The following is a 14,108-nucleotide window of genomic DNA, read 5'->3' on the forward strand; positions in this document are numbered from 1 at the left end:
AGTAAAACTGAAATAGTTCCTTATATTGTAACTGATTTTAATATTGATTAGCAGTTTTTAGTGGAATAAACAAGCACTTTTAAAATTACTGATTAGTGTAAATAGTAAATCTGTTATAATTTTTAGTATAAGAGAAGGGTTTATATTTAGGATTCAAAAAATGAAATTTCTTAATCTCACGGTTGTATTCGTTTAGAAAAAAGTGTTGAGAGTGGGGGACTAGATATGTTAAAAAGAAGGTTTGGGGACCGTTCGGATTGGAAGCGAATATTGAAAAGGGAGTATGCACAATCTTTTATTGAGAAGGAGGAATTTACTGGATATATAACTCTATTAAACTTAGTTCAAGTAACGGAGCCTTTATGGGTAAAGTATGATGAAAAAAGTATCTGCATTGTAGATGATGGATATATGTGGCTACAGCACTTTCCAAATGAGAAAAATTATACTGTAACTACTATGTTTGATGCAAATGGCGAAGTGATTCAGTGGTATATTGATATTTGCAACGAAATAGGAACAGAAAATAATGTGCCTTGGTGGGATGATTTGTTTTTAGATATTATCGTATTGCCTACAGGAGAGATTATTCAACAGGATGAAGATGAACTGGAAGAGGCTCTAGTAAACGGTTGGATTGATCAAAGTGTGTATAACTTGGCGCGGACTCAAGCAACTGAAATTACTGCTAGTATTATGCAGGGAGATTTCGGTTTACTTAATTATTCTGCGGTTCATAAGGAGCTCTTAACGACATTTTTAAAATTGGGGAGATAGATTGAAATGCGTAAAGTTGAAGTTGTAGCATTTTCAGAGGAGTGGGAGAAAAAGTTTGATGAAGAAGCAATACTGCTTCAAAAGGTTTTCGGTTTAGAAATTCAAATGATTCATCATATTGGAAGCACATCTGTAAATGGTTTGAGTGCAAAACCAATAATTGATATAATGCCAATTGTTCGAGATATAAATAAAATTGATGCATTTAACAATGCGATGATTGCAATTGGCTATGAACCCAGAGGTGAAAATGGACTTCCTGGTCGTAGATACTTTCAAAAAGGTGGAGACAATCGGACTCACCATGTACATATGTATGAAATGGGTAATCCTGAGATTGAACGGCATCTGTTATTCAGAGATTTTTTGAGAGTTCATCCTATTAATGCAAGAAAGTACGGAGAATTAAAAGAAGCACTAGCAAAGCAATTTCCCTATAGTATGGAGGCCTATATTAATGGAAAAGAAGAATTAGCCAAAGAGATTGAACAACAAGCACTCCATTGGGTAAAAAAATTAGGAGGACGTAATTTCCATAGAGCATTTGGAGTTTATGGTATCTGTGTCCAAGATGGAAAACTGCTCGTGATTAATAAAAGTGGAGGACCTTACATTAATCGTTTCGATTTACCAGGTGGTAGTTTAGAAGATAAAGAAAGTTTAGTAAATGCGATGAGAAGAGAATTTCTGGAAGAAACAGGTCTTGAAATTGAAATTATTAAAAGCATTGGAACTACCGATTTTATGATTTCAACTGACTGGAGAGGTTTGACGGATGTTCATCATATTGCAGTATATTATTTAGTAAAACAAATAGGTGGAGTTATAGGAGTTCCCGATCAATTTGAAGGGCAAGACTCACTTGGAGCGGAGTGGATTTTAGAAGAAGAGGTTTCGGTTGAAAATGCTTCGCCATTAGTGTTGAAAGCATTTGAATGGCTTAGAACAAATGATTTGGGATTAGATATCAATTACTATAATTGGAAAGTTAAACTTGATAGTTAATATGAATCACAGATAGGAAATTAATAGATTTGTATTACATCAATTCAAATTATACTATGTAAAATAGGAGAAATTCCATTAATGTAGTTTTTAGATGAATATGGAGGGGAAATATGATTACTAATGATCTTACCAACCTATTGAAAATAGAATTTCCAATCATTCAAGCTCCAATGGCAGGAGGAATTACCACTTCGGAATTAGTAGCTACTGCTTCAAATAATGGAGCACTTGGAATGATCGCAGCTGGATATATGAGTCCTATTCAATTGCGAGAGCAGATTAGAGAAGTAAAGCAGCTAACTACCAATAATTTTGGTGTAAATCTATTTGTTCCGAGCAAATTTGAAATCTCAGAAAACAAAGTAGAAATGGCGAATAGTTTATTAAACCGATATCGTGAGCAATTAAACATACATGAAGAAGAGACCACTCTTCCTAACACGGAAGATGCGTCTTACTCATATAAGGAACAAATACGAGTAGTAATAGAAGAAAAGGTACCTATATGTTCGTTTACATTTGGAGTTCCAACTGCTGATGAGATGGGAAAATTTAAACAACATAATGTAACTACAATTGGAACAGCTACTACTGTGGAAGAGGCAATTTATATTGAAAAACTGGGAATGGATGCAGTGGTTTTACAAGGAAGTGAAGCTGGAGGTCACAGAGGAAACTTCATAAGCAGTCATGAGGAAGGCTTAATTGGTTTGATGTCTTTGATTCCGCAAGTTTCAGACAATGTTAGTGTACCAATTATTGCGGCTGGTGGAATAATGGATGGAAGAGGATTAACGGCTGCTTTATGTTTGGGAGCAAAAGCTGTTCAAATGGGCACTGCTTTTTTGACTTGTGAAGAAAGTGGTGCGCATCCTTTACACAAAGAAGCAGTTATGTATTCAAAAAATGGGGATACGACATTAACACGAGCATTTTCTGGGAAATGGGCAAGAGGTATTAAAAATATATTTACAATGGAAATGGAAGAACATGTTGAGACTGTTCCAATCTTTCCAATACAAAATGCTCTAACACAATCGATTCGAAAAGCCTCTGCCAACCAAAATAACAAAGAATATATGTCACTTTGGTCAGGTCAAAGTGCCACACTTGCTAGGATCGAGACTGTTGAACAACTAGTTAAAAGGGTTATGGATGAAACAAGAAAAGTAAGTGGGGGGGATGAACCCCCCACTAATGTTTTTCCTTAAGTTCTAACACCAAACAATAATTTCATAGGGAGTAGTTTGGGCTGGGATACTTCTTGTGGTTGGACCATAAATAACAATTAGATTTCGGTTTGCAGGACTTTTTGTAAAAGGCTGCCCATTTGTTAATAATATTGGAGTATATGGTGATATATTTAGTCTTAATTGACCATCACTACTCTCCAATTGGCTATTAAAGTAGTCTACTTTGACATTCCGATTTGGATTTTCTTCTACTATCACAAGTGCCCGGTACTGTGGTGGGAAAATAAGAGGAACAGGTGCATCTCCATCATAGTATCCAGTAACCCTATCGCCTACAACTACCATGGCATGATCTACAAAATAAGTAGTGGGGGACACCACAAAATTTACTGAATTTCCGTTCCCGTTATCTACGGCCATTAAGGTATAACAACCTTCTCCTTCACCATTGACCCCTATCATAAAATCACTAATCATGGTAACGGTACCCTGAAAACCTTGAAAATTTACCATACTCAAACCTCCATCGCTATTTAAACATGTGATTATACATGTTTTACATGTTATGCATTTATAATGCTTTGTGTTATGTTAAAATCTTCTCTTGTTTACTAACTTAATTGCTTTTTGTGTATTAGCAAAATGCCATTTTGTTATCGACTTTAGAAATTCTTCACCGTGCTTCACATAAATCTTAGCGGCAATTTCATCGACTTTAGCGCTTGCACCTTTTGGTATTGTTGTACCCGCTATTTCAGTTAGACGGTCCATTTCTATTAAGAAAGCATATCTTGCTATAATAGATGCCGCTGCAACAGAAACATGGATCTGCTCCGCTTTTGTAGAAAACAAAACATTTTCTCGGATGATTTCTTTTTCTGTTTTAATATGATTGTAGTAAATACCACGCTCTGCAAACTGATCTATTAATATATATGCGGGTTTTTCTGCCCCCATTTTTGTCAACACATGCTTAAGTGCTTGGTTATGCATAAGTGCTTTTATTTTTCCTTGGGACGATCCACGAGATTGTATGTCATTGTATTTTTCATTTTTCAATACTAGGACGCTATGTGTTAAAGTCGCCATTAAGTCAGGTGCCATTTTACGCATCACATCGTCTGTAAGCATCTTGGAATCCTTGACACCTAGTTCTTTGACTAGTTCTACTTGTTCGCTACTTACAAAACAAGCTGCAACTGTAATAGGGCCAAAATAGTCACCAGTTCCTGTTTCATCGGAACCTAGTACAGATAAAGTAGAAAAGTTGGGAGGTAAAATATCTCCTTTCGCTACACTTGTGGAAGTTGTTTTGGTCGAACTTGTTCCCCACAGAGAGGACTCCCGTTCAGCACCATTTCCTTGAAACATAACCTTGCCAGATTTATACATAGTAATGGCTGTATCTGCTAGCTTTGCTGCGAAAATAACGCCAGGAGCAGAGCGTTCTACCTTAAATTTAATATAGTGGGCTTTTACTTTTTCCATTTCATTTGACTTCATTAATAAGACAGTGTTTGACATTCGTTCGTTCCTTTCTTCACATCGTAATCTATTTCGTGTTATTATTAGTATTAGGATTTTCTGAGGAGGGTATGGCTTTGTCAGAACAAGAAAAAACACGAATTTCGGTTGATATATACGGACAGAATTACAAAATGGTAGGTTCTGAATCATCAGGCCATATGAGATTAGTAGCATCAATGGTGGATGATAAAATGAGAGAGATAAGTTCACATAATAGTCAACTAGATATTGCAAAGCTAGCTGTGCTCACAGCTGTAAATGCTGTAAATGACTACATAAAAGTAAAAGAACAATTAGAGCTTTTAGAAGAAGAATTGAAAAGGTTAAAGGACTGAAAATATGTTAGATATAATTATATTAATATTACTTGTAGGCGGATTAATAACTGGCGCAAAGCGTGGGTTGATTGTTCAACTAATCCACATGACTGGTTTTATAATCGCCCTCATAGTAGCTTACTCTTATTATAAACCACTTGCGGATAAATTTGTTTTATGGATTCCATTTCCTGCTGTAACTGCTGGTTCTAAGTTGACAATTGCAGTGGATAGCTTGGATTTGGCTCAGACATTTTATCGAATTATTGCATTTGCACTTATTTTTATAGTGGTGAAATTTGCCTTGCAAATGATTGCATCTATGTTTGATTTTTTAAAGTATTTACCTATTTTAGGTTTTGTAAGCAATATGGTAGGAGCAATTTTAGGAGTTATCGAATTTTATTTTATTTGTACTACTATATGTATTTGCTCTGTTACCGATTGATTTTATCCAAAACTTAATATCAGGTTCCGTTTTAACGGGTTGGATGTTAGATCACACGCCAATCCTATCGGAAATGGTAAAAAAATGGTGGTATATTTATATTGAAAAATAACTTCTCTCGATAGAGGGAAGTTTTTTTAAAAATAATAAGAAAGCATATAAAAATATCCAGTCAACACTAGATTTAAGAGACTTGTAAGAACGAATAATCCAATGATTTCCGTTTCAGGTGGACGCTTTCCGCGGGCGTTGCCTCAGCCTCCTCGCTTCGCTGCGGGGTCTTCGCCTAACGCTTTTCCCGCTGGAGACGCCACCTTGCACTACAATCAATTAGTGTGTAATTACTACACGAAAAGATTTGGCATAGCTTATCGCTAACATAAAATGATTTGGAAAATTTTAGTAATCAATTCAAATTACTTGTAGTCTTTTTTGAATTAGGGTTGCCGTCTAATGATAGTTGTAGAAAACAGGCTTTAATTTATATGATGAAGATAGAGAAAGACCGTTTATTTATGTAATATTGTATTCACTTTACTTATTTTTAAGTGGTTATTGTTGATTGAAGCGCAGGTCGGCGACTCCTGTGGGACAGCACGAGGGAGAGACTACAGGCTCGAGCCGTGCCCACGGAAAGCGTCCGACCGGAGCGGAAATCAACGGCATATCTAGGTTCTTGTTCTTAAAGGACCTGGCGTCTTTTTGCCTGGTTTTTCTTACTATTCGAAATCTAATGAAAGAGGTGTGTTATCGATGGATAAGAAGACGATTATAAAAACATTGGAAAAAATTGCGTTATATATGGAATTACAAGGGGAAAATCCTTTTAAAGTATCCGCTTTTCGAAAAGCTGCACAAGTGCTAGAGCTGGATGACAGAAGTTTGTCTGAAATGGATAATATTGCATCATTAAAAGGAATTGGATCAGCAACGGGGGCTGTAATAGAGGATTTAATCACTACTGGTGAATCTTCATTGCTTAAAGAATTACAAGTGAATGTTCCTAATGGATTACTACCGATGCTTAAGATCCCAGGGCTTGGCGGCAAAAAAATTGCTAAGCTCTATAAGGAATTAAAGATTGACTCAATAGAAGCACTGAAGCTTGCTTGTGAAGAAGGGAAAGTCCAAAGCCTACCCGGATTTGCAAAAAAGACAGAAGAGAAAATATTAGTAGAAATAGTAAACCTTCAATCTAAGCCAGAAAGAACTGCAGTATGGCAAATTGAGCCTATAGTGGAGCTTATCGAGCAAAAACTTGCTACTATTTCATTGATAGATAAATTTTCTGTTGCGGGATCGTACAGAAGGGTTAAAGAAGCGAGTAAAGATATCGACTTTATCATCGCTACAAGTTCTCCCCAAGTAGTTAGAGAAGAATTATTAAAAGTACTTCCAATAAAGAACATAATTGCAGCAGGGGATACAAAGGTTTCCGTAACTTTAGATGTGGATGTAGAAATTGATGTCGATTTCAGACTGGTAGAGCTAAACCAGTATGCATCTGCATTAAATCATTTTACCGGCTCGAAAGACCATAATATTAAAATGCGTCAGATTGCGAAAGACCAAGGGAAGAAAATCAGTGAATATGGTGTGGAGCTAGCAGATGGAAGTGTGGAGCATTTTGAATCAGAAGAAGATTTTTATGCTTATTTTGACTTGCCTTTTATACCACCAACTGTTCGAGAAGACGGATCGGAGTTTTCCAAGCTAGATCAATTGCCTTTATTAGTAAAACTAGAGGATATTCAAGGCGATTTTCATATGCATAGTACTTGGTCGGATGGGGCTCACTCTATAGAAGAAATGGTAGAAGCTTGCCGTTCGAAAGGCTATTCACATATGGTTATTACGGATCATTCCAATTATTTAAAAGTAGCTAATGGGCTTTCTAAGGAACGATTAATGAACCAGATAGAAATCATACATGAACTAAATGAAAAATATACAGATATTGAAATCCTTACTGGTACTGAGATGGATATACTACCAGATGGCTCGCTAGATTTTGAAGATGATGTGCTTTCGCAATTAGATTTTGTTATAGCTTCTATTCATTCTAGTTTTAGCCAACCACAAGAAAAGATTATGGAAAGACTATTAACAGCTGTGAAAAATCCGTATGTACATATGATTGCACATCCTACGGGCAGAATAATTGAACAAAGAGATGGTTATAATCCACATGTTCCAACTCTCATAGAATGGGCGAAAGAGTATGGCAAAATTTTGGAGTTAAATGCCAATCCATATCGTCTCGATTTGAACACAGAGTATTTAAAGTTAGCGCAAGTAAAAGGTGTTCCAATAGCCATTAATACGGATGCTCATCATATCGATCAGCTGAAATATATGGATATTGGTGTACGATACGCTCAAAAAGCCTGGTTGCACAAAGACAATATCGTGAACACTTGGTCTTTTGATAAGTTTAAGGAATATATACAGAAATAATTAGGAGGTGCCTCGGTTGATAGCTGAAAGAGCACTGAGAACTTTAGAGTATTATAAAATTCGAGAAGAAGTTTCAAATTACTGTACTTCTTCAATTGGAAAAAGCCATATAGATAGCCTCATTCCTTCCGTTGACTTTTCAGAAGTGACGAAGCTGTTGGAGGAAATGGATGAAGGGATGGCAATTCTTCGTTTACGAGGAAATGTTCCTATGGGAGGAATGACAGATATCCGACCTCATGCTAAACGTGCCCAAATTGGAGGTATGCTTAGCCCTACGGAATTAATGGAGATTGCAAGTACCATTCGTGCAAGTAAAATATTACGCCAATTTTTAGAAAATGTATCAGAATCGGAGGATGTTAATATTCCTCACTTCCTAAGAATCAAAGAGGATATTCCGATTTTAACTGCACTTGAACATGAGATTAATGATTGTATAGATGAAAATGGTTCCGTGTTAGATAGCGCTAGTAGTACATTACGCTCTATTCGCCAACAATTACGTATTCAGGTTAGTCGTGTACGTGAAAAACTAGAAAGCTATACTAGAGGGGCTAATGCTGCAAAAATGCTTTCAGATTCGATTATTACCATCCGGAACGATCGTTATGTGATTCCGGTTAAGTCGGAATATCGCAGTCACTATGGTGGGATAATTCACGACCAATCCTCTTCGGGACAAACATTATTCGTTGAGCCTTCTGCAGTTGTGCAAATAAACAATGATATACGAAGCTTAAAGGTGAAGGAACAGGAAGAGATTAATCGTATCCTGATCAGGTTGACAGCTGAGGTAGAAATAGTAGGGCATGACATTTTTCTTCTAGTAAGTGTCCTGGGAGAAGTTGATGTAATTTTAGCTAAAGCAAAATATGGACAAGCTCAAAAATGCACGATGCCACTCATTAACAACAAAGGATATATTCGTTTAGTGAAAGCAAGACATCCACTTATTCCAATTGAGACAGCTGTGCCAAATACAATAGAATTCGGGAAAGACATTACAACTATTGTAATCACTGGACCGAATACAGGTGGTAAAACAGTTACACTGAAAACAGTTGGCCTTTGTACATTAATGGCACAAAGTGGAATTCCTATTCCTGCTTTGGATGGCTCTGAAGTGGCATTATTTGAATCTGTATTTGCAGATATCGGAGATGAGCAATCTATTGAGCAAAGTCTTAGTACCTTTTCTTCTCACATGGTTAATATTGTCGATATACTAAAAAAATATGACGATAAATCATTAATCATATTCGATGAGCTTGGAGCAGGAACCGATCCACAAGAAGGTGCGGCACTCGCAATTTCTATATTGGATGCAGTACATGGGACTGGAGCCCGAGTGATGGCTACGACACATTATCCTGAACTAAAGGCATATGGTTACAATAGACCTGGAGTTACGAATGCAAGTGTTGAATTCGATATTGAAACGTTAAGTCCAACTTATAAATTGTTAATAGGAGTACCTGGTAGAAGTAATGCTTTTGAGATTTCCGAGCGACTTGGACTACCACAATATATAATTAGCCAAGCAGAAACCTATACAGGGACTGATCGCGGAGAAGTGAATTCCATGATTGCATCTTTGGAGAACAGTCGTCGACAAGCAGAAAGAGATGCAGAAGAAACGGAAGTCCACTTGACGGAAGCTCGTAAAGTAAAAGAAGATGTAGAACTACGATTAGCTGAATTGGAACAGAGTAAAGAAAAACTAGAACAAAAGGCCAAAGACAAAGCAAAGAAAATTGTAGATGATGCTCGCCGAGAAGCAGATGATATTATTAGTGAACTGCGTAAAATGCAATCCAATACACATGTGCTTGTAAAGGAACATGAGTTGATCGATGCTAAAAAACGTCTAGATGCTGCTTTGCCAGATAATCCAGTATTGAAAAAGCAAAAGAAATTAAATGAAATCTCTAAAGAGTTGAAATCTGGGGATGAAGTGAAAGTAGTAAGCTTCGGTCAAAAAGGGACTCTACTTGAAAAGCTGTCTAAGACGGAGTGGTCTGTTCAGATTGGTATGTTAAAAATGAAACTAGATGAATCTGATCTCGAATTTGTGAAACCAGAGAAAGAAAAACAAACTGTTTCTGTCCATTCAATACGTGGAAGAGACTCCAATGTCAAATTAGAGTTAGATCTTCGTGGAGAACGTTATGAGGATGCGATAATCCGAACAGAAAAGTATTTAGATGATGCGATTCTCTCAAATTATCCAAGAATCTCTATTATTCATGGAAAAGGTACTGGAGTATTAAGACAAGCTATCCAACAGTTTCTGAAAAACCATTCTCGTGTGAAGAGCTATCGTTTCGGTGAGGCTGGTGAAGGTGGACACGGAGTAACAGTTGTGGAACTAAAATAATTAATAAATTATGAAACTTTTTATCGTGCTCACCGTATAGAAGGAAAAGTGTAAAAGGGGTTTTAAGTATGCTTCAGTCTAGTTTCTGGTCAAACCCACTTGTAGAGTCTGCTGGTTACTTCAGTGTTGTTATTTTATGCTTACTCGTTTCGATGGTTATTTTTGAAATAGTAACGAAATATAATAATTGGGAAGAAATAAGAAAAGGCAATGTAGCAGTTGCACTTGCTACAGGTGGGAAAATTTTTGGTATTTGTAATATTTTCAGGTATTCCATTGAACAACATAATTCATTATTTCAAATGGTTGGTTGGGGTTTATTTGGTTTTACTCTATTAATTATTGCATATTGGTTATTTGAATTTTTAACGCCAACTTTCAATGTTGATCAGGAAATCGAAAATGATAATCGTTCAATAGGGTTTATTTCACTAGTTATTTCTGTCGGATTATCATTTGTTATTGGTGCAAGTATTTCTTAGGAGCGATAATAATGGAAAAGTTGTCGAAAATTTTATTGGCTGTTGGCGTACTATTTGTCGTAGTTGGTATAATATATATCGTTACAAATTAATATACTAAATGAATAGCGTATTTGGAGACTGCAACGTCGCACTTTTAATCTTATTGATGAGGAAGTGAGCGTTGCAGTCTTTTTATTTCTAGCTCTTAATGGTTACTAGTAAACTTTTTAAAACTCTTTTCATTAAAGAATTGAATTGTCATTCATTTTTCTCTATAATTAAAAATAGGAATATTCACGCTATTAGAAACAAAGGGGGCGTTAACATGACTGAAAGGCCGTGGTTAGCACAATATCCACCAGAAATTCCGCATACGCTTGACTATGAACACATTCCTGTTCAAGAATATTTGACTAGGGCGTATAAGAAATTTCCAACAAAGATTGCGATACATTTCATGGGGAGAGATTTATCGTACAAAGAGCTTTACGAATCGTCTTTGAAGTTTGCAAACTATTTACAATCGATTGGTATCCAAAAGGGTGATAGAGTTGCGATTATGTTACCAAACTGTCCACAAGGGGTAATAGGCTACTATGGTGCATTATATGCGGGGGCAATTGTTGTTCAGACAAATCCTCTATATACAGAAAGAGAAATTGCTTATCAAATGAAGGACTCAGGAGCAAAAGTTATTTTAGCAATGGATATATTATATCCACGTGTTACAAAAATTATAAAAGAAACAGATTTAGAGAATATCATCGTTACTGGTATAAAAGATTACCTACCTTTTCCTAAAAATCTTGTTTATCCTTTTATACAAAAGAAACAATATGGATTTAGCGTTAAAGTAGAGCATCGTGGTATTAATCACTTGTTTCCTGAAATTATGAAAATTGGAAAAGCGGAGTCGATTACTATTCCTTTTGATTTTGAAGAGGATATTGCACTGTTACAATATACAGGTGGTACAACAGGATTTCCAAAAGGAGTAATGCTTACACATAAAAATTTAGTATCGAATACTACTATGTGTACAGCGTGGAACTATAAAGCAGTAGAAGGGGAAGAAAGTATTTTAGGAGTTCTACCTTTCTTCCATGTATATGGAATGACTACTGTATTAATATTTTCTGTTATGCTAGGTAATAGAATGGTATTATTACCTAAATTTGATGTGGAAACTGCATTAAAAACGATAGATAAGCAAAAACCAACTATATTCCCGGGGGCTCCTACAATTTATATTGGGTTATTGAATCATCCAGATATCCAAAAGTATGATTTATCTTCCATTGTAGCTTGTTTAAGTGGATCTGCTCCATTACCATTAGAAGTACAAGAAAAGTTTGAAAAAGTTACTGGTGGTAGATTAGTAGAGGGTTATGGCTTGACCGAAACCTCTCCAGTAACACATGCGAACTTGATATATGTAGAAGATCGGGTTAAAGGATCGGTAGGTATTCCATGGCCAGATACGGATGCAGCTATTTTTGGAGTTGATTCCACAACGCCATTACCATTTGGTGAAATTGGTGAAATTGTAGTTAAAGGACCTCAAGTGATGAAAGGTTATTGGAATCGACCAGAAGATACGGAAATGACAATGCGTGATGGTTGGTTTTTAACTGGTGATTTGGGGTATATGGATGAAAGCGGTTCCTTCTATGTGGTCGATCGTAAAAAAGATTTAATCATTGCTGGCGGATTTAATATTTATCCTCGGGATGTCGAAGAAGTACTATATGAACACCCGGCAATTCAGGAATGTGTTGTTGCTGGAGTTCCAGATGCTTACAGAGGAGAAACAGTAAAAGCATATATAGTAGTTAAAGAAGGAGCATCTGTGACAGAAGAAGAGTTAAATACTTTTTGTCGTGAAAACCTGGCGGCGTTTAAAGTGCCGAGAATCTATGAATTCAGAGCAGAACTTCCGAAAACCGCGGTAGGCAAAATTTTAAGAAGAAAGTTAATAGATGAAGAAAAGGCAAAACAAGCAGTACAAAGTTAATTGATTATTGACATTCAATAAAATTAAATATAATATAAAAATATGAATGAATCGTCATTCATATTTTTATTTTATTCAGCCAAGGGTAAAATGCAGGCCGAATCGATTAATTGGTGGTGAATTCATATGAAGAAGGACAAACCAAAATATAAGCAAATCATTGATGCAGCAATTATTGTTATTGCCGAAAATGGATATCATCAGTCACAGGTTTCTAAAATAGCGAAACAAGCTGGAGTAGCTGACGGGACAATTTACTTATATTTTAAGAACAAAGAAGAAATTTTAGTCTCGGTTTTTGAAGAAAAAATGGAGATATTTGCAGAAAACTTGAAAGAAATTATTCAACAAGACATTAGTTCCTCGGAAAAGCTATATAAAATGATTGAAAATCATTTTGTGGTGCTAGCAGGCGATCATCATTTAGCGACAGTTACGCAATTGGAATTAAGACAAGCTAATTTAGCATTGAGATTACGAATTAATGCAATTTTAAGAAATTATTTAGTTTTATTAGATACAATTTTAAAAGAAGGAATTGAGCAAGGAGAATTTGATCAAAAGATCGATATCCGCTTAGCAAGACAAATGGTTTTTGGTACAATTGATGAGACGACTACTACTTGGGTCATGAACGAGCATAAATACGATCTTGTTGGTCTAACAGGTAAAGTACATCGTCTATTATTAAATGGTATAAAAGTTTAGTTTACAAAGGGGGAGAGGGAGAAATGGAATTTCTGTCATGGACTGTAGAAGATGGTGTAGCTACTGTTACACTTAATCGTCCACCAGCAAACGCTTTGGCAAGAGGGGTTATTTTAGAAGTAAATGAGTTACTTGATGCAGTAGAAAATGATGATGCAGTTCGAGTAGTCTTGTTAAAAGGAGAAGGTAGATTTTTCTCCGCAGGGGCAGATATAAAAGAGTTCACTTCCATTACATCGGGAGCTGCATTCTCAGAGCTTGCAGCAAGTGGGCAAGCAATTTTCGAACGAGTGGAAACTTTCTCCAAACCCGTAATCGCTGCAATTCATGGTGCTGCACTTGGTGGAGGACTTGAACTTGCAATGAGTTGTCATATCCGCCTTGTATCAGAGAATGCAAAGCTAGGGTTACCGGAGTTACAATTAGGTTTAATACCAGGGTTTGCTGGTACTCAACGACTACCACGTTATGTTGGATTTGCAAAAGCGGCAGAAATGCTGTTAACAAGTGATCCGATTAGTGGAAAAGAGGCAGCCAGATTAGGACTTGCTAATCATGCTTACCCGGAAGAAGAATTATTTGAACAGGCCAATAAGCTATCAGTTAAGATTGCGAAGAAGGGTCCTATTGCTGTAAAAAATGCTTTAGAGATGCTGCAGTATTCTAAACCAGCTTCTTATCATGAAGGTGTGAAGGCAGAAGCAAATGCTTTTGGAACAGTTTTTGTTTCAGAAGATGCTAAAGAAGGTATTTCTGCATTTATTGAAAAAAGAGAGCCTATATTTAAAGGGAAATAATATTTTACATTGGGAGGA

The 14,108-nt window shown here is 36.2% G+C and carries 12 protein-coding genes and 2 pseudogenes; 12 read left to right on the forward strand and 2 right to left on the reverse strand.

The features are described from left to right. The first annotated feature begins 225 nt into the window (after positions 1-225). The 4 genes and pseudogenes from LDK52_RS14425 (at position 226) to LDK52_RS14440 (ending at position 2,996) form a co-directional block, all read left to right on the forward strand. The gene (locus tag LDK52_RS14425; protein WP_277586661.1) at positions 226-777 is read left to right on the forward strand and encodes a ribonuclease FAU-1 family protein; all 552 of its coding nucleotides are present in this window, start codon (positions 226-228) and stop codon (positions 775-777) included. 6 nt (positions 778-783) lie between these two features. After that, positions 784-1,257, forward strand: a pseudogene (locus tag LDK52_RS14430) (GrpB family protein); the annotation flags it as partial. 3 nt (positions 1,258-1,260) lie between these two features. Beyond that, a complete protein-coding gene (locus LDK52_RS14435; RefSeq protein ID WP_277586685.1) occupies positions 1,261-1,782 on the forward strand; it encodes an NUDIX hydrolase in 522 nt (173 codons plus the stop codon). Positions 1,783-1,895: 113 nt separating this feature from the next. After that, the gene (locus LDK52_RS14440; protein ID WP_277586662.1) at positions 1,896-2,996 is read left to right on the forward strand and encodes an NAD(P)H-dependent flavin oxidoreductase; all 1,101 of its coding nucleotides are present in this window, start codon (positions 1,896-1,898) and stop codon (positions 2,994-2,996) included. A gap of 3 nt (positions 2,997-2,999) precedes the next feature. On the opposite strand, the gene LDK52_RS14445 is transcribed toward LDK52_RS14440, so the two are convergent. Together LDK52_RS14445 and rnhC are read right to left on the reverse strand one after the other, a co-directional pair. Then, positions 3,000-3,491: a hypothetical protein gene (locus tag LDK52_RS14445; RefSeq protein WP_277586663.1), complete on the reverse strand. Its 492-nt coding sequence runs from the start codon at positions 3,489-3,491 to the stop codon at positions 3,000-3,002. A gap of 78 nt (positions 3,492-3,569) precedes the next feature. Continuing rightward, positions 3,570-4,502: a ribonuclease HIII gene (rnhC, locus tag LDK52_RS14450; protein ID WP_277586664.1), complete on the reverse strand. Its 933-nt coding sequence runs from the start codon at positions 4,500-4,502 to the stop codon at positions 3,570-3,572. Positions 4,503-4,579: 77 nt separating this feature from the next. Between rnhC and zapA the strand changes: the two genes are divergently transcribed. The 8 genes and pseudogenes from zapA to LDK52_RS14490 all read left to right on the forward strand — a co-directional run bounded on the left by zapA (position 4,580) and on the right by LDK52_RS14490 (position 14,090). After that, positions 4,580-4,840, forward strand: coding sequence for a cell division protein ZapA (gene zapA / locus LDK52_RS14455; RefSeq protein WP_277586665.1), 261 nt, complete (start codon positions 4,580-4,582; stop codon positions 4,838-4,840). A 4-nt stretch (positions 4,841-4,844) separates the two neighbouring features. Further along, positions 4,845-5,382 (forward strand): annotated as a pseudogene (locus tag LDK52_RS14460) (CvpA family protein). Between the two features lie 641 nt (positions 5,383-6,023). Further along, complete coding sequence (gene polX / locus LDK52_RS14465; RefSeq protein WP_277586666.1) at positions 6,024-7,727, forward strand: DNA polymerase/3'-5' exonuclease PolX; 1,704 nt, start codon at positions 6,024-6,026, stop codon at positions 7,725-7,727. A 16-nt stretch (positions 7,728-7,743) separates the two neighbouring features. After that, positions 7,744-10,107 (forward strand): endonuclease MutS2, encoded by a 2,364-nt coding sequence (locus LDK52_RS14470; RefSeq protein ID WP_277586667.1) that lies wholly within the window; start codon positions 7,744-7,746, stop codon positions 10,105-10,107. A gap of 68 nt (positions 10,108-10,175) precedes the next feature. After that, a complete protein-coding gene (locus tag LDK52_RS14475) occupies positions 10,176-10,589 on the forward strand; it encodes a DUF350 domain-containing protein (protein WP_277586668.1) in 414 nt (137 codons plus the stop codon). A 307-nt stretch (positions 10,590-10,896) separates the two neighbouring features. Further along, a complete protein-coding gene (locus LDK52_RS14480; protein WP_277586669.1) occupies positions 10,897-12,585 on the forward strand; it encodes an AMP-binding protein in 1,689 nt (562 codons plus the stop codon). Positions 12,586-12,711: 126 nt separating this feature from the next. Beyond that, positions 12,712-13,293 (forward strand): TetR/AcrR family transcriptional regulator, encoded by a 582-nt coding sequence (locus LDK52_RS14485; protein ID WP_277586670.1) that lies wholly within the window; start codon positions 12,712-12,714, stop codon positions 13,291-13,293. 23 nt (positions 13,294-13,316) lie between these two features. After that, the gene (locus tag LDK52_RS14490) at positions 13,317-14,090 is read left to right on the forward strand and encodes an enoyl-CoA hydratase (protein ID WP_277586671.1); all 774 of its coding nucleotides are present in this window, start codon (positions 13,317-13,319) and stop codon (positions 14,088-14,090) included. Positions 14,091-14,108: the final 18 nt, after the last annotated feature.

Source organism: Psychrobacillus antarcticus (genome assembly GCF_029533155.1).
Classification (GTDB): domain Bacteria; phylum Bacillota; class Bacilli; order Bacillales_A; family Planococcaceae; genus Psychrobacillus; species Psychrobacillus antarcticus.

Excerpts from the sequence above, each read along its gene's own strand:
- LDK52_RS14425 (WP_277586661.1), top strand. The coding sequence starts at position 226 with ATGTTAAAAAGAAGGTTTGGGGACCGTTCGGATTGGAAGCGAATATTG.
- LDK52_RS14440 (WP_277586662.1), top strand. The coding sequence starts at position 1,896 with ATGATTACTAATGATCTTACCAACCTATTGAAAATAGAATTTCCAATC.
- LDK52_RS14445 (WP_277586663.1), bottom strand. The coding sequence starts at position 3,491 with ATGGTAAATTTTCAAGGTTTTCAGGGTACCGTTACCATGATTAGTGAT.
- rnhC (WP_277586664.1), bottom strand. The coding sequence starts at position 4,502 with ATGTCAAACACTGTCTTATTAATGAAGTCAAATGAAATGGAAAAAGTA.
- polX (WP_277586666.1), top strand. The coding sequence starts at position 6,024 with ATGGATAAGAAGACGATTATAAAAACATTGGAAAAAATTGCGTTATAT.
- LDK52_RS14475 (WP_277586668.1), top strand. The coding sequence starts at position 10,176 with ATGCTTCAGTCTAGTTTCTGGTCAAACCCACTTGTAGAGTCTGCTGGT.
- LDK52_RS14480 (WP_277586669.1), top strand. The coding sequence starts at position 10,897 with ATGACTGAAAGGCCGTGGTTAGCACAATATCCACCAGAAATTCCGCAT.
- LDK52_RS14485 (WP_277586670.1), top strand. The coding sequence starts at position 12,712 with ATGAAGAAGGACAAACCAAAATATAAGCAAATCATTGATGCAGCAATT.
- LDK52_RS14490 (WP_277586671.1), top strand. The coding sequence starts at position 13,317 with ATGGAATTTCTGTCATGGACTGTAGAAGATGGTGTAGCTACTGTTACA.